The sequence below is a fragment of the Sandaracinaceae bacterium genome (assembly GCA_020633055.1).
Classification (GTDB): Bacteria; Myxococcota_A; Polyangia; order Polyangiales; family Houyiibacteriaceae; genus JADJJE01.
Genome location: JACKEJ010000007.1, coordinates 526,938 through 542,900, shown reverse-complemented (window position 1 = coordinate 542,900; position 15,963 = coordinate 526,938). Strand labels below are relative to the sequence as shown.

The following is a 15,963-nucleotide window of genomic DNA, read 5'->3' as shown; positions in this document are numbered from 1 at the left end:
TAATAGGCGCTTCCGTTGCCGTGTCAACTCGCGCGGGCGGTCGTTTCCTGGAGGTGCTCATGTTTCGCCCGCTCAGCTTTCGCGTTGGCCCGAGGCTCTTTCCGACGCGCGTAGTGCTGCCTCTCGCGCTCGTCGGGTGGGTGCTGAGTCCCCCGTCTGCGGCTCGCGCCCAGGACCCCCGCGACGACGCGGCCTTGGCAGCCCAGGCGGGGGAGGAAGCTGCGTCGGAGCTCGGGGCGCTCGCGGTCGATGGGAGCCAGGGGTTGGACGAGGAACAGGTGGTTGCCGCGGCACTGGCCAGCGCGCCGAGCATCGAAGCCGCACGGGCTTCGGTCGAAGCCGCACGGGCAGGTGCGCGCCGCGCGCTGCTCGGGTTCGTCCCCGAGGTGCAGCTCGGCTTCCGCTACACCCGCATCTCCAACATCCAGAACGGCTCCATCGGCGGAGGCGTCGACAACCCCCTCATCGACAACGCCATCGCCAACGTGGCCGACCCCAACGCGCGGCTCGTCTTCCGAGGTCTGATCGACGGCCTGACCAACACGTCCTTCCCGATCCTCCGGAACCAGTACGCTTTCACGGCGAGCATCTCATACCCCCTCACCGACCTCTTCCTCACCGTACTGCCCCAGGTCAGGGCGACCGACGCCGCGCTGGACGCCCAGCGCGTGCAGGCCGAGGTCGAGCAGCGTAGCGTGACGCTCCAGGCGCGGGAGGCCTTCTACGAGCACGTGCGAGCCGTGGCCGCGCAGCAGGTCGCGCGCGACGCGCTCGGGCAGGCGGAGGCGCACCGAGAGCGTGTCGCGACCCTGGTGCGCGAGGGGGCCGCCGCGCCCGTCGAGCTGATGCGAGTCGACGCCGGGGTGGCCGCGGCCCAGGTCGCCGTGGCGCAGGCAGACATGGGCGTCGCGCTGACGCTCGAGGCGCTACGCGCGCTGACCCACGTCCAGGGCCAGCTCGAGGTGCGGGTCGCCGTCAGCCGAAGCCAGACCGTGCCGGTCGGCACGCTGGACGAGCTGCAAGAGATGGCCGAGCGCGAGCGTCCGGAGCTGGTGGCGCTGGCGTCGCTGCGCGACGCGAGGGGTCATCAGCTCCGCAGCGCACGCGGCGCTCAGTACCCACGGCTCGCCGTGCAGGCCAACTTCGTCTACGCCAACCCCAACCCGAGGGTGTTCCCACAGCGCGCGGAGTTCACGCCCGCCTGGGACGTCAGCGCTGTCGTCAGCTGGTCGCTCCAGCAGACGCTCGATGCTCGCCAGCAGGCGCAGAGCGCCCAGGCCCAGCTCCTGCAGCTCGAGGCTGACGTCCAGCGCGTGCGCGACGGCGTGCGCCTCGAGGTAGCCTCCGCCTATCACCAGCTCGCTGCGGCGGAGCAGGCCGTGATGGCGGCGCAAGCGCAGGTGCGCGCCGCGGACGAGAGCTACCGCCTGCGTTGGGCGCAGCTCGAGGCGGGGACGGTGGTGCAGAGCGACGTCGTCGATGCCCGCCTCGAGCGAGCCCAGGCGCACGTGGCGCTGCTCAACGCCGAGATCGGCGAGCTGTTGGCGCGCGTCCGCCTGCGCCACGCAGTCACCGGTGTCTCGGCAGCCCGCGATGGCGCTGCGAGCACTCCGTCCGCCGAGTGAGTGAACCCAGCCGTGAGGGGTCGACCATGACCCGCTGCGAGACATTGCCGGCGGCGGTGGCCTGTCGCTACACTCGCGCAGTGACCGCTCCTGACCAGCCGCGCCCGGCGCATCGCACGGGGGCACTCTTTGCGGCCTGGCTGGCTCTCCTGGGGACGGCCACGGGGTGTGTGGACGACCGAGACACGACGTTCCGCTACGACCAAGGGGGCGACGGGGGAGGCGATCTGGGCAGTGGGGACGCGGGCGTGGACCTCGGAATGGACAGCGCTACCTACCCCACGTCATACCCAGACGACCGCACGCTCTCCCCCATCACGCCGCACGTGGCCGCGCACCTGCGCGAAGTCGTCGCCCGTGGCGGCTCGGCGGAGGACGTGTTCATCAAGGTGGGCGCCTCGGCCACGTACAGCAACGCCTTTCTGCACTGCTTCGCAGGCAGCAACGTGGACCTCGACGGGCGGAGCGGCCTCCAGCCCACGCTCGACCACTTCCTAGGGGGCGACATCGACGGCAGCAGCCCGTTCGGCCGGACCAGCCAGGCCACCGAGGTCGGGCGAGGCGCCGCCTGGGCCATCGCTGGGGATCCGTCCCCGCTCGACACCGAGGTCATGGCCGCCAACCCCCGCTACGCGGTCGTGATGTACGGCACGAACGACATCGAGCAGACGAACGTGTTCAACTACGCGAACAGCGTGCTCGATCTGACGGATCAACTCCTCGACGAGGGAATCATCCCGATGTGGTCCAGCATCATGCCGCGGGACGACAACCCGACCAGTGATCTCGAGGTGCCTGCCTTCAACATGGCGGTCCGCGCCGTGGCGCAGGCGCGCCAAGTACCGTTCATCGACCTGCACCGCGAACTGCTGCCCCTGCCCGCGCACGGACTCGGTCCGGACGACCTTCACCCGGCAGCGTTCGGCGGCGGCGCGTGTGTCCTCACGGAGGAGGGACTTCAGTTTGGCTACAACGTCCGCAACCTCCTCACGCTGCAGACCCTCGACCGAGCGCTGCGCGTCGTCGACGGGGGCGCCGCGCCCGATCCGGCGGGGCCGCGGCTCGTCGGTGACGGCTCACCAGACGCGCCGTTCGTGATCCCGGGGCTGCCTTTCTCGCACGTCGCGAACACGCTCTTCGGGGCTCACGACAACATCGACACCTACCCAGGTTGCTCGGCCACGCAGGACGAGTCCGGCCCCGAGCTGCTGTACCGCCTCGATCTCGCGACGCCAACCACGATACGCGTGTTGGTCTTCGACCGCGGCATGGTGGACATCGACGTGCACGTGCTCTCGGGTCTCACGGGTGCAGACTGCGTGGCGCGCCACCATCAAGATCTCTCCCTCAGCCTGGACGCGGGCACTCACTATCTGTCGCTCGACACGTTCGTGGACGCGGCGGGTGAACACCTCGGCGAGTACATCGTCGCAGTCCTCGAAGCCCCATGAGCGACGCCTACACTCTCGCGGCCGGCACCCCCATCGGCCAACGCTTCTTGATCGACGCTCCCGTTGGCGCAGGGGCTCAAGGAGAGGTCTACCGCGCACAGGACCGCAACGTGCGCGGACACCGCGTGGCCATCAAGCTCATGCGCCACCCCGCGCGCACGGAGGATCAGCGCACTGCCGCCATGCGCGAGCTGGAGTTGCTGTCTGCCGTGCACCACCCGTCCGTGCTGCACTTTCTCGACTATGGCTGGCACGAGGGGCGCTTGTGGTTCGCGATGCCCTGGCTCGAAGGGGAGACCCTCGAGGAGATGGTCCTCTCGCGCCAGGAGGCGAAGCCCGTGTTCGAGAAGCTCGCGGCGGGGCTGGCGGCCCTGCACGCCGTGGGCATCCGACACCAAGACCTCAAGCCCGCAAACGTGTTTCTCTCCACGGTGACGGGCTATGACGAGCTGCAGCCCCAGCTGCTGGACCTGGGTGTCGCCGTGCGCTCCGGCGAGCTGATGGCGGCGGGCAGCCTCGCATACTTCGCTCCCGAGGTCGCTGGCTCGTGGCCAATGCCGGACCCCACCGTCGATGGCAAGGCCGACGTGTTCGCGCTGGCGCTGACGTTGCGTGAGGTGCTCGAGCCCGGGACGATGCCCGAGCTCCCCGAATCACAGGACGACGTGCAGGCGTTCCTCGAGCGCCGCGCGACGGAGTTGGTCTCACCGCCCAGGGGGCGTTCGCTGCGCTATCTGCGCAAGTCGTTCGCGCGCTGGCTCGCCATCGACCCCGCGCAGCGGCCGACGGCGGACGAGTTCCGGCGCGAGCTCGACGTCTTGCTACAGCCAGAGCGTCGTCGTCGTCGCGCGCTGTGGATCCTCTTCGTCGCGTCCGTGGTGGCTGCGGTCGCGACGTGGGGAGTGTTCCAGCTGATGAAGGCGCGCACGTTCGAGTCCGCGTCGGTGGAGCTCAGCGGGCAGGTGGCCGAGGCGGGCGAGCGCATCACGGACCTGGAGGAGAACGTGGAGGCGCAAGAGTCTCGGGTGGCCGCCCTGGACGAGGAGGCCGCCGAGGCCAAGCGACGCGCAGCCGCAGCCGCAGACGAGGCTGCTGCGGCGCTCGCGGCGGCCGAGGAGGCGCAACGCCGTGGGAGCCAGTCTGCCAGCGCCGCTGCGAATGCGCGTCGCCTGCGAGCCGCGGCCGAAGAGGCCGCAGCGCGAGCGCAGGCTGCGCAAGAGCGGTCCGTCCAGCAGGCCAACGCCGCCACGCGGGCCGCCGAGGCGGCCGCCCGCGAGCGGGACGCGGCCGAGGCGGCGCGCAGGCGGGCGGAGCAGGACGCGCAGAACGCGAGCACGGCTCGGGACAGCGCGACCCAGCAGCGCGACGCCGCGCGCGCGGCCCAGCAGCGCGCGGAGGTGCGGGCCGCACAGCTGGAGACCCAGGTGGCGCTCCTGCAGGGCGAGGCGGCCGCCGCAGAGAGGCGGGCGACCCAGTCCGACGCGCGCCTCACGGCGCTCCAGAACGATCTCAGCGCCGCTCGCAGCGAGCTGGCGGCAGCACAGGCCACCATTGCGCGCCTCGAGGCTCAGCTTCGCCGTGGCGGTGGCGGTGGCGGTGGCGGTGCTGGGGGCGGCAGCGACGAGGGGGGAGGCGGACCGACCGCGACGCCAGCACCATGAAGCGCATCGTCGTCGCCGCTGCGGTCGTCGAGCACGAAGGGCGCATCCTGCTGACGCGTCGCCTCGACAAGGGCCACCTCGCTGGCGCTTGGGAGTTCCCTGGAGGAAAGCTCGAGGAGGGGGAGGCACCCATGGACTGCGTCGTGCGCGAGTGCCTCGAGGAGTGCGGCATCCGGGTAGAGCCCGTCGACATCCTGGAGGTCACGCATCACATCTACCCCGAGCGAGAGGTGCTGTTGCTGTTCTATGCGTGTCGGCTGCGCGGAGGGGAGCTTCGCCACATCGAGATCGCCGACCACGCGTGGTGCACCCTCGAGGAGCTGTCGCGCTACGAGCTGCCGCCGGCAGACGTACCCGTACTGCGTAAGCTCTTGGCTCGCGGTGGGGCCTTCGCCCCTCGACCCGCAGGCTGAGCGAGCCCGGGCCGCTTCAGAGGCGTACGCCTTCGGGGAGCTGCGCGAGGTGCGGGGCGGGGTCCACCGTGCGCCCCTCCACCACGAGACGGTAGTGCAGCGGCCGCCGTCCGAGCTCCCCGATCCACTCGCCGCGTCGGACCGGTTGGCCAATCTCCACGCTGCTTGCGCCGAGGTGCGCATACACGGACACCCAGCCGTTGCTGTGGACGAGGACCACCACGTCGCCGAGCCCGCGGAGAGGGCCAGTGTACGCGATCAGACCGTCACTCGCAGCGCGCACCGCCGTCCCCCGCTCGCCACCGAGCTCCACCCCGTGACGCGCCGCCTGATACCGACGGTGCACGTTGCCACCGCGCAGAGGCCACAGCGCGTTGCGGAACGTCCGCCCCGCCGCCATCTCACGCAGCTCCCGCGAGGGCGGGTCCGACAGCAGCCGTTGCGCCACCGAGGCGGGATCGGTAGCGTCCGAACGGTCGGGTGTCTCCGCAGCTTCCACGACCGCGACGGTATCCTCGTCACGCGCTGGCACGGCACGGTCGTTCGGACCCGAGGGGTCCCGCGACGACCCCGGCAAGGTTCGGTGATCGGTGGGGGCACGATAGGTCCCGTCCGCCAGTCGGCGTTGCCATGTGCGGTAGGCGTCGATCCACGGACGCCCCTCGAAGTGCGGCAGGGGGTTCACGGCGCGTCCTTCCACGCGCAGCTCGAAGTGCAGGTGCGGTGCGTGCGAGATGCCCGTGTTGCCCACGAACCCGACGCGCTCGCCGGCCTGGACGCGGTACCCGGCTGGGACCGTGATCCGGTACAGGTGCGCGTAGAGGGACACCCAGCCGTTCGGGTGAACGACCAACAGCAGGTTCCCAAAGCCGCGCACTTCGTTGTCCGCGTAGGCCACGATCCCGTCCGCCACGGCGCGTACGGTGCTGCCCTCTGCAGCGACCACGTCCACGCCATCGTGCCGCTTGTCCGGGCGAGTCTGCCGCACGTAGCCGAAGCCGCGCCCGAAGCGACCGGTCTGCACCGGCCACAGCAGGTGCTCGCCCACGTCGCCTCGAGCGGCGGCGACCCAGCGTGGTTCGGGACGTCCGGTCAGGAGGCGACTCGCAGCCTCCCGCGTCCCCATACCCAGCTCGCGCTGCCGCGCGAGCGTGCTCCCGCGCGCAGTCGGCACGCGTCGCGGCCCGTCGCTGTAGCGCGAGTAGTCGTAGCGGCGTCGCGTGCGAGCACGAGGCGCGTCCCCGTCGGCGTCCTCGATGTCGTCTTCGCCATCGTCGTGGGGTTCGTGTGCGTCCCGGGCACCTCTGACCGCGCCGCGCGTGGCGGCGGGCGCCTGAGCATCGACGTTCATCGACGACCACGGGACCCCTGCGGTCGAGAGCAAGGCCGTCAGCAAGACGAAGGGCGTGAACCGTCGCATCCCTCGTCGAGAACACGAAGCAGCGCGTATGGTCAATTTTTCGACAGAGCCGAGAACGGCCTACCTGGCGAGCCGTGTCCTCGTTGACGGCCGCCGTGCGCGTCGCCACCATCAGCGCCATGGCGAAGACCGATCAGGAAGCGTCCGCACCGCCCCCTCTCGCTGGCGCGCGCGGGCGCCTGCATTCGTCCAGCTCCCGCGGCGAGGAAGCTACCGATGCCTCACCGCTTCCGCTGAGGGGCGAGAGCTCGCCGCGCTTCTCGAGAGTCGTCGGAGACCGCGTGGTGCGGTTCGCCGAGGACGTCCTGGGCGAGGACATCGACGCGAAGATCGCCCGCATCCGGACGCATCACAACGAGACGGGGCACGACCCCTTCGGCTTCGACCCCGATACGACCCGCTACGTCCTCGCGGGTGCCGCGCTCTTGCATCGCTACTACTTCCGCACCGAGGTGCACGGCGTCGAGAACGTGCCAGGGGACGGCCGCTTGCTGGTCATCGCCAACCACTCGGGCCAGGTGCCGCTCGATGGCGTGATGATCGCCACCGCGCTGATGATGGACGCAGACCCGCCGCGCTTCCCACGGAGCATGGTGGAGAAGTGGACGGCGGAGCTTCCGTTCGTCTCGGTGTTGTTCCCGCGGGTGGGTCAAGTGGTCGGCAGCCCGGCGAACGCGCGTCGGTTGCTGGAGAACGAGGAGAGCCTGGTGGTGTTCCCCGAGGGGGCGCGCGGCATCAGTAAGACCTTCGATAAGCGGTACCAGATGACCCCCTTCGGGCTCGGCTTCATGCGGCTCGCGCTCGAGACGCAGACGCCCATCGTGCCTGTGGCGGTCGTCGGCGCCGAAGAGCAGTACCCGTCTCTCGGGGACATCAAGCCGCTGGCCAAGCTGCTCGGGATGCCCGCGTTTCCCGTCATCCCGCAGCTGTTCGTCGGCATGCTCGCGCCCCTGCCCACCAAGTACCACCTGTACTTCGGTGAGCCGCTGCGCTTCGAGGGCGACCCGGACGACGACGACGCGGTCATCGAGGAGAAGGTCTGGTCGGTGCGCACGGCCATCGAGAGCATGCTGCAGCGTGGGCTCGAGGCGCGTGAGGGCGTCTTCTTTTGAGGTCCTGCGCGCAGTGGATCGGGTGTGTCGCCTTGCTTGGCTGTGCTGCCACCGGACCGGGGAGCGAGCCCGCTGAGGGCACGCTGGAGCGTGCGTCTGAGGGCCCGTTGCGGGGGACCTCCCCAGTGGAGGCGGGGGACGTCGCCGGGCAGCGCTTTCGGTACCTGGAGGGGACCTGCACCGAGGGCGTCCTGGACATGAGCGTGCGCGGGTTCGCCGAGACGCTTGTGGCGCACGAGGTCCCGGGGGGGCTGATGTTCGTCTTCGATCGCACGTTCGGGGCGGACGAATGCGCTCAGACCGTGCGTCTCGGTGCGCTCCGAACCACGGACCCGTCGGCTGGCGCGCACTGGTCGTTTCGTGAACACGCGCGTGTGTCGTTTCCCGACTCGGACCGCTGCGAGCACTTGCCACAAGAGGATGTCCTCGGTGAGGTTCGCGCTCGGGGGAGCCGCCTCGAGCTCTCCGTGCGTCGCGCCGCGTGGTGCAATGGCCTGGAGGCGCGCCTCGTGTACGACCCGCTTCCAGCGACGGCAGACGAGGCGCTCCAGCCCGCCGAGGCACTGCGCCACTTCGTAGCGGCGTTTCACGATCGCGACTCGCTCGCGCTGGCCGACCTGTACGCGCCGAGCGGCGTCCATGAAGACCCGCACCGCCCTGACACGGCGGGACGTCCTACGTTGCACCGTGGGCGCGACGTGGTCGCGGGCTACTTCACGAGCGTGTTCCACCAGGTGCCCTGGCTTGCCTTCCGGCTGCGCGACGCGCGTGTCGAACCGGCCACGGCCCACGGTACCGAGGACACAACCGACGTCCACGCGACGGTGGAGTACATGGATCCGCGGCTCACCACACCGCGGCTCGGCCGCCTCGACCTGCAGCTCGTCGCCGGGCGCATCGTGACGAGCAGGCTCGAACTCGCGCTTGACGCAGCCGCGGCGGATCGCGTCCAGCCCCGGCCGTGATACGGTGGGTCCGTGGGTGACGAAACCAACAGCGAGCCGAGCCGTCGACGGAGCGTCCGGCCGAAAGCGCGCCGCGTGAGCGTCCCCCCCTCCGCGGCTGTCGACTCGGGTGAGGAGGTCGACGCGGCGACGGACGCTGGTGGAGGCGCGACCCTCCCGACCGACACCGACCGTGGAGCGGTGCTCGTCACGGGCATCTGCGGACGCCTCGGCAAGCTCCTGGTGCGTGAGCTGCACCGGACGGAGCGCGTCGTCGGCATCGACCGCCGGCGCTTTCCCGACAAGCCCAAGGACGTGGTCCACTACCAGGTGGACGTGCGCCGCAAGAAGACGCGCGACATCTTCCGCACGGAGAACGTGCGTGCCGTGGTGCACCTCGGCGTGCTGCACGACCCGCGGGTGGGCGAGCGCGAGCGGCACAACTGGAACATCGTCGCCTTCCAGAAGATCCTGGACTACATCGTCGAGTACGAGGTGGAGAAGCTGGTCGTGCTCTCGAGCGCGGCCGTGTACGGTCCCCACGCGGACAACCCGCAGTTCCTCGCGGAGGACGCGCCGTTGCTTGGCGCGCAGGGCTTCGGGGCCATCCGCGACCTGATCGAGCTCGACATGCTCGCTCAGTCGTTCTTCTGGCGGCATCCGCAGACCGAGACGGTCGTCCTGCGCCCCTGCCACATTCTCGGCGGCGTCCGCAATGCAGCCAGCAACTACCTGCGCCTCGAGCGCCCGCTCACGGTGCTCGGGTTCGACCCGATGATGCAAGCCATCCACGAGAAGGACGTGGTCCGCGCCGTGGAGCACGCGCTCCGACCCGGCGCCCGTGGCATCTTCAACCTGCGGGGCGCTGGGGAGATGCCACTCAGCCGCATGTTCCGCAAGCTCGGCACCGCCCCCATTCCCATCCCCGGGCCGCTCGCGACGGGCATGCTGGACCGTCTCTTCCGCTATCGGCTGTCCAGCTTCCCGGCCCCCGAGCTGGACCACCTGCGCTACGTCTGCATGGTCGACGATTCCCGCGCCCGAGAGGTGCTGGGCTTCAGCCCCAAGTACGACCTCGACCAGACGCTGGAGGCCGTCGTGAGCCCACGGGCCTGGGTCGCGCCTCGTTGAGGTGGGCAGCAGCGCAGACGGGCGCCCTCCGAGGAGGTGCGCCCGTCCGAGTCATCGGCGAAGCGAGTGTCAGCGGCAGGCGCCGTTGACGCAGTTCTTGTCGTTGGCGCAGTCCGCGGCGACGCGGCAGCTCGACCCGGTGAACTCGGTGCTGTCGTAGCAGAGGAGGCCGTCACCGCGATCCTCGCAGGTGTCGAACTGCACGTCGAACATCATGCAGGTGGTGACGCCCCCGGTGGCGCACGGCGTCCGGCAGACCCCGCTGCGACAGACCGACCCCATGGCGCAGTCACCATCGACCGAGCAGAACGCCGAGGGGGCGACATCGGGCCGGCAGAAGCCGTCCGGACCGCACACCTCGAGATCGCTGCACGCGGCCGTGTTGGTGCGGCAGTCAGCGAGGCAGCGTCCATCCACACACAGTTCGCCTGCGTCGCAGTCGTCGCTCTCACTGCACTGGTTGGTGTCCGGCAAACAGAAGCCCGTGGTGCAGGTGGCGCCGTTGGGACAGTCGTCATCGCTGCCGCAGCCGATGATGACACACTCGCCGTTCACGCAGCTCTTGCCGGCGCCGCACTGGAAGTCGAACTCGCAGGCCGAAGCGGGTGGCGTGCACGTGCCCTCGACGCAGATGCCGTCGTCGGGACAGGGCGCGCTGGACGAGCACTGGCCGGTGGGCGGCGCGGGCACGCAGCTGCCACGAAAGTCACACACGTAGTCGGGTCGGACGCACGGGTTGGTCGGCGAGCACGTGGGGCTCGGGGTGCAGCGCCCCGTATCATCGCAGAAGTTGCCAGTGTCGCAGTCGCCGTCCGTACGACAGATGTCGGTGTCCGGCAGGCACAGGCGGTTCACGCATCGCTCGAGGGAGCCACACTCGGCGTCCCCTGTGCACTCCGGAATCTGGCAGAGGCCGGCGGTGTCACAGACGTAGCCGCCTGGGCAGCCGTACTCGTCCGAGCATCCGAATTCGTTTCCGCCCCCCCACACGGGACAGCCCTGGAGGAGGAAGAAGAGAGGGATGAGTGCTGAGATGGAAGCTCTACGCATTGTCGAGGCGACTCCTTGTACCCTAGCCGACGGGGGTGGGCTCGGGGCTATTCTACGCAACGAGCGTGCCAGCTGCATTCCTCGTGTTTCTCGGGGGATGGCAGCCAAGGAAGACGTCGTGGGTCGTGGGCGATCGTTGGCGACCGTAAACGTTGGTTCACGGCCGCGCACGCAGATCAGCGTCCAGCTTCCAGCTGGGCGATTCGCCGTTGGGCGCGGTCTGGCACCCGCGTGAAGCGCGGCAGTGGGTTCGCGGGGACGCCGTCGATGCGCCACTCGAAGTGCAGGTGGGCTCCATGGGCGATGCCAGTCTCTCCCACCTCGCCCAGCACCTGCGCGCGCCGGACCTGCATCCCTGGGAACACGTACGCGGCCCGCAGGTGAGCATACATGGTGGAGGTCCCGTCAGCGTGCGTCACCGTGACCATGTTCCCGTATCCCGTGATGTCGTTGTGCGCGTAGATCACCAAGCCATCGTTCGCGGCCAGCACGAAGGTTCCCTCCCGCGCCCCGATATCCACCCCCGTGTGCTCGTGGTGCCGCCCGCGGCGCGGCTGGAGCCCGCGCCATAGGTTCCCGCCGTCCACTGGCCACCGGAGCGTGTTCCGGGCTGGGCCGGTGACGGCCGCCACCCACTCGCCGCGCGCCGCGTGCTCCAGGACGAACTGGCCGGCACGTGTGCCGAGGCGCAGGCGTTCGGCGAGGGCCGCGGCTTCGCCATGGGGGCGCGGGACACGCAGCGGGCCATCGCAGAAGCGATGCCTACGCCGACGTCGACACTGGGCGCCCTGGTTGGGCATCCACTCGGTGGGGCGTGGCGTGGCGATGGGCTGGCTGTCGTCGGGGGGCTCTGGGGCCGCCTCCGGCTCGGACGGCGCTTCCTCGTCACGTTGGTCGCGCGCGGGCGCGCGGACCGTCTCGCCGGTGTGACCATCCTCGAACTCGACCCAGTCCTCCGGCTCTTGGGCTGTCGCGAACGTCTCCCCGGCCAGGGCAGCGCCGAGCGCGCAGCACAGTCCCAGGGCAGCCCAGGCGTGGGCGACGTCGGCACGTTCCATCATGGTTCACGGTGCGCGGGCCCACAGTCGTGGTCAAGTCGGTGGCATACTCGCGGCCGCATGAGCCAACGCTTGCAACCCCTGCACACGGAGCCCCGCCTGCCGCGCTGGTGGGACCGGCTCGTGCTGGTGAGCACCGTCGTCGCGCTGATGCTCATCATCGTCGACATGCAGCTCGAGCCCACCTCGGCCGAGGGCCGCCTCGTCGGTTCCATCGACCTCGGGTTCTGCGTGTTGTTCGCCGTCGACTTTGGATATCGCTTCTACAAGGCACGTCCCTACCGCGCGCGCTTCTTCCGACGTAACTGGATCGATCTCCTCGGCTGTGTGCCCGTCGTCGGACCGCTGCGCGCGGCCCGTCTGGTCCGGCTCATCCGTCTGATCCGACTCGGGCGCGTGCTGGCGCTGTCACGGCGTGTGCTACGCGGTCGCGAGCTGCCGTTCCGAACGGACGACATCGCGAATCTGTCGTGGGTCACGCTCGGGGTGTGGATGGTGGCGGCGGGGGCGTTCTACCAGTTCGAGGGCGGCCACAATCCGTCCATCCACGACCCTGGGGACGCGCTGTGGTGGAGCATGACGACCCTCAGCACCGTCGGCTATGGTGACCTCTATCCAACGACGCTGGGTGGGCGCGTGGTCGCGGTCATGACGATGATCATCGGCGTCGGGGTGCTCGGGACGCTCGCGGCGACCATCGCGACGGGGCTGATCGACTTCCGCGAGCGCGGCCAGAAGGGACTTCGGACCTACATGTTGAGAGACCACTTGCTGGTGCTGGGGTGGAACGAGAAGTCCTTCGGGGCCATCGACGACTTCCGCCACGACCCGCGCTACCTCGAGATGCGCATCTGCGTCGTCGCGGACCTCGAGAGCGCCCCCATCGCAGAGCCGGTGCGCTTCGTGCGCGGTCGACCCGGTAGCCGGGATGCGCTCGCCCGTTCGTCTGCAGCCCACGCCGCGGCTGCCATCGTCTTCGCGAACGACCCCAACAACCCACAGAGCGACCACGAGACCGCGCTCACGGCCCTCGCGTTGAAGAAGCTGAACCCGAACGTGCGCGTGAGCGCCGAGCTGATCGACCCGGAGAACCGCGAGCACCTCGAGGCGGCGGGCTGCGACGCGGTGATCGACACGCGGGGCGTCGCGTCTACGTTGCTGGTCCGATCGGTGCAGGATCTGGGCGTGGGCGACCTCCTGCAGGACCTGCTCACGAACAAGTACGGGAGCGAGATCTATCGAGTGCCCGTGGCCAGCGAGTACGTCGGGAAGACCTTCCGCGACTACAACATGGGCATGCTGGAGCTGCGACGGACCGTGATGGCCATCGTCCGTGGTGGGCACGACTTCGTCATCAACCCTCGCGCCGACGAGCGCTTGCTCGCGGACGACGAGGCCTTCCTGATCTGCGAGGAGCCGCCGGAATGAGCGAGAAACAAGACGGGCAGCGCGCGGTCTGCACACTGTGCGACGCCCACTGTGGGCTCCGGGTGGAGCTCACGAACGGGCGCGTGACGAGCGTCCGCGGGGACACGCGCGACCCGTTCACCCGGGGTCACATCTGCCCCAAGGCCGCGGCGCTGGGGGACTTGATGGACGACCCCGACCGCGTGCGCCAACCGCTCAAGCGGGTAGGGAATGCGTTCGTTCCCGTCCGCTGGGAGGAGGCGCTGGCGGACATCGGGCGTCGGCTCGCCGAGATCCGTGCCCGCGCGGGGGTGGACGCCGTCGGCACCTACCTGGGGAACCCTACCGCGCACGACTACGGGGCGGCCATCGCCTCCACCGTCTTGCGTGGCGCCTTCGGAGGACGCAACCACTTCAGCGCCGCCTCGCTCGACAACCTCCCGCGCGTCGTGGCCTCGGCGACCCTCTACGGAGCGCCGGGGGCCGTCCCGGTCCCCGACCTCGACCACACCCAACACCTCCTGATCGTCGGCGCCAACCCGATGGTGTCCAACGGCAGCGGCATGGTGTCCCCCGACATCGGCCGCCGTCTGCGCGCCATTCGCGAGCGGGGAGGGCGCATCGTGGTGGTGGACCCGCGCCGCACCGAGACGGCCGCCGTCGCGGATGAGCACCACTTCGTGCGCCCGGGGACCGATGCGTTGCTGCTCTTGGCGATGATCGCTCGGCTGTTCGAGACGGGCGTGGCCCGGCGCTCGCCGTTCTCGCGGGAGCTGGGCTTCGGGGCGCTGGAGCAGGCGGCGCGTGAGTTCTCGCCGGAACGCGTGGCGACTCGCGTTGGCCTGACCGCCGAGACCATCCGCAAGTTGGCGGACGACCTGGCCGCCGCGCGACGAGGCATCTGCTACGGTCGCATGGGGACGTGCGTCCAAGAACACGGTACGACAACCACCATCCTCCTGGATCTCGTCAACGCCCTCACAGGCAACTTGGACCGCGAAGGTGGCGTCCGCTTCGCGACACCGGCCATCGACTTGCTGCGCTTGAGCGCGCTGACGGGCGCGGCGCTGCAGCCTGGGCGCTCCAGGGTGTCGGGGAGGCCCTCGTTCCTGGGTGAGCTGCCCGTGGCGGCGCTGCTCGAGGAGCTCGAGACGCCGGGGGTAGGGCGACTCGAGGCGCTGCTGGTCCACGCAGGGAACCCCGTGCTCTCCAACCCAGACGGTACCCGCTTGAGCGCGGCGCTGCGCCAGCTACCACTGCTGGTCTGCGTGGATCTGTTCGTGAACGAGACCTCCTCGCTCGCGCACTACATCCTGCCCACTCCGGTGGCTCTCGAGCGCGCGCACTATCCGTTCCTCTTCGCGGGGCAGGGGGTGCGCAACTACGCGGCATTCGACGACGCGCTCATCCCACCTCCCGCAGACACCCGCGAAGGCTGGGACGTGCTGCTCCGTGTCGCGTTCGAGACGCTGCGGCGTGAGTCGCTGCCCCGCCGCGTGCTCGCCGTCGGCGTGGCCACGCTACGTCGCATGGGGCCCGAGCGTCTACTGGACGTGCTGCTTCGGGTGGGCCCGCAGCGGCACCACAAGCTGTCGCTGGCGTCCCTGCGCGCCGCCGGGACCACAGTGGACTTGGGGCCCCTGGACGCGCGATTGGGTGAGATCCTCCGTTTCGCGCGCCACGATCTGAACTTGTTTCCGCCGCTGCTGCTGGGGCAACTGGAAGCACTGCGAGCCGAGCGAGACCGCCCCACGGAGGAGCTCGTGCTGATCAGCCGTCGCACGCTGCGGAGCAACAACTCGTGGATGCACAACGCGCCGCGCCTCATGCGGGGGGCCTCGCGCTGCACCCTCGAGATCCATCCGTCGGATGCCGCGCGCGTAGGCGTGCGCGACGGAGACGCGGCGACGGTCCGCTCGAGCGTGGGGGAAGTCGTGGTGCCGCTGCGCGTGACCGAGGACGTGATGCCCGGCGTGGTGAGCCTGCCCCACGGGTTCGGGCACGGTCGTGCTGGGACGCGACTGACGACCGCCGCCGTTCAGCCGGGGGTCAGCGTGAACGACGTGATCGACGCGACGCGGGTGGACCGCGTGTCCGGCACGAGCGCGCTCAGCGGTCAGCCGGTGCAGGTGCTGCCCTGGGTGGCGGCGCCCTCAGCCGCCGAGTGAGGGTCCAGCAGACACGAAGGTCCGCCGCAGCGCGCCGGTCTGGCGGAGCGCCTCGTAGACCACGATGGCGACCGCGTTGCTGAGGTTCAGGCTACGCACCTCACCCAGCGTGGGGATGCCCACGACGGCATCGGGGTGCGCCTCGAGCAGGGAGCGGTCGAGCCCCGTGGACTCCTTGCCGAACACCAGTGCGTCGCCGGGACGGAAATCCACGTCGAGGTAGCTCTTGGTCGCGGAGGATGAGAAGAGGTGCAGCCGCGAGCCGGGGCAGACGGCTTGGAACGCGGTCAGATCGTCGTGGCGGTGCAGGTCGACCAGGTGCCAGTAGTCCAGACCGGCGCGCCGCACGGCTTGCTCGTCGATGCGGAACCCGAGCGTCCCGACCAGATGCAGGGCGCTCTTGGTGGCCGCTGCCGTGCGCGCCGCGGCCCCCGTGTTCCCGGGGATCTCCGGGTCTACCAACACGATGTGGAACGGCTCGGCGTCGCCTTCTGCGCGCAGCTTGGGGCCCGTGGGCATGCCC

13 protein-coding genes are annotated in these 15,963 nt (G+C 70.0%); 9 read left to right on the top strand and 4 right to left on the bottom strand.

The window, feature by feature from the left end:
- Positions 1 to 59 precede the first annotated feature (59 nt).
- The 4 genes from H6726_15775 to mutT all read left to right on the top strand — a co-directional run bounded on the left by H6726_15775 (position 60) and on the right by mutT (position 5,150).
- The gene (locus H6726_15775; GenBank protein MCB9659111.1) at positions 60 to 1,625 is read left to right on the top strand and encodes a TolC family protein; all 1,566 of its coding nucleotides are present in this window, start codon (positions 60 to 62) and stop codon (positions 1,623 to 1,625) included.
- 80 nt (positions 1,626 to 1,705) lie between these two features.
- Complete coding sequence (locus tag H6726_15770) at positions 1,706 to 3,076, top strand: SGNH/GDSL hydrolase family protein (GenBank protein ID MCB9659110.1); 1,371 nt, start codon at positions 1,706 to 1,708, stop codon at positions 3,074 to 3,076.
- The gene (locus H6726_15765; GenBank protein MCB9659109.1) at positions 3,073 to 4,737 is read left to right on the top strand and encodes a serine/threonine protein kinase; all 1,665 of its coding nucleotides are present in this window, start codon (positions 3,073 to 3,075) and stop codon (positions 4,735 to 4,737) included. The genes H6726_15770 and H6726_15765 overlap by 4 nt, the downstream gene beginning before the upstream one ends.
- On the top strand, positions 4,734 to 5,150 hold the full coding sequence (mutT, locus tag H6726_15760) for an 8-oxo-dGTP diphosphatase MutT (GenBank protein ID MCB9659108.1): 417 nt from the start codon (positions 4,734 to 4,736) through the stop codon (positions 5,148 to 5,150). Before H6726_15765 ends, mutT begins: the two co-directional genes overlap by 4 nt.
- A 16-nt stretch (positions 5,151 to 5,166) precedes the next feature.
- Here the strand turns inward: mutT and H6726_15755 are convergent, their stop codons facing one another.
- Positions 5,167 to 6,570, bottom strand: coding sequence for a M23 family metallopeptidase (locus H6726_15755; protein ID MCB9659107.1), 1,404 nt, complete (start codon positions 6,568 to 6,570; stop codon positions 5,167 to 5,169).
- Positions 6,571 to 6,689: 119 nt separating this feature from the next.
- On the opposite strand from H6726_15755, the gene H6726_15750 reads away from it, so the two are divergent.
- The 3 genes from H6726_15750 (at position 6,690) to H6726_15740 (ending at position 9,757) form a co-directional block, all read left to right on the top strand.
- On the top strand, positions 6,690 to 7,682 hold the full coding sequence (locus H6726_15750; GenBank protein MCB9659106.1) for an acyltransferase family protein: 993 nt from the start codon (positions 6,690 to 6,692) through the stop codon (positions 7,680 to 7,682).
- 107 nt (positions 7,683 to 7,789) lie between these two features.
- Positions 7,790 to 8,647: a nuclear transport factor 2 family protein gene (locus H6726_15745; protein MCB9659105.1), complete on the top strand. Its 858-nt coding sequence runs from the start codon at positions 7,790 to 7,792 to the stop codon at positions 8,645 to 8,647.
- 180 nt (positions 8,648 to 8,827) lie between these two features.
- Positions 8,828 to 9,757, top strand: a complete 930-nt coding sequence (locus H6726_15740) for an SDR family oxidoreductase (GenBank protein ID MCB9659104.1) — start codon at positions 8,828 to 8,830, stop codon at positions 9,755 to 9,757.
- Positions 9,758 to 9,826: 69 nt separating this feature from the next.
- Here the strand turns inward: H6726_15740 and H6726_15735 are convergent, their stop codons facing one another.
- Both H6726_15735 and H6726_15730 read right to left on the bottom strand, forming a co-directional pair.
- A complete protein-coding gene (locus tag H6726_15735; GenBank protein MCB9659103.1) occupies positions 9,827 to 10,807 on the bottom strand; it encodes a hypothetical protein in 981 nt (326 codons plus the stop codon).
- A 176-nt stretch (positions 10,808 to 10,983) separates the two neighbouring features.
- A complete protein-coding gene (locus H6726_15730; protein ID MCB9659102.1) occupies positions 10,984 to 11,868 on the bottom strand; it encodes a M23 family metallopeptidase in 885 nt (294 codons plus the stop codon).
- A gap of 57 nt (positions 11,869 to 11,925) precedes the next feature.
- Here H6726_15730 and H6726_15725 point away from each other — a divergent pair, with 57 nt between their 5' ends.
- Both H6726_15725 and H6726_15720 read left to right on the top strand, forming a co-directional pair.
- The gene (locus H6726_15725) at positions 11,926 to 13,293 is read left to right on the top strand and encodes an ion transporter (GenBank protein MCB9659101.1); all 1,368 of its coding nucleotides are present in this window, start codon (positions 11,926 to 11,928) and stop codon (positions 13,291 to 13,293) included.
- Positions 13,290 to 15,440: a molybdopterin-dependent oxidoreductase gene (locus H6726_15720; GenBank protein ID MCB9659100.1), complete on the top strand. Its 2,151-nt coding sequence runs from the start codon at positions 13,290 to 13,292 to the stop codon at positions 15,438 to 15,440. Before H6726_15725 ends, H6726_15720 begins: the two co-directional genes overlap by 4 nt.
- Here H6726_15720 and H6726_15715 read toward each other — a convergent pair.
- On the bottom strand, positions 15,426 to 15,959 hold the full coding sequence (locus H6726_15715) for a tRNA (cytidine(34)-2'-O)-methyltransferase (GenBank protein ID MCB9659099.1): 534 nt from the start codon (positions 15,957 to 15,959) through the stop codon (positions 15,426 to 15,428). The genes H6726_15720 and H6726_15715 overlap by 15 nt on opposite strands.
- Positions 15,960 to 15,963 lie beyond the last annotated feature (4 nt).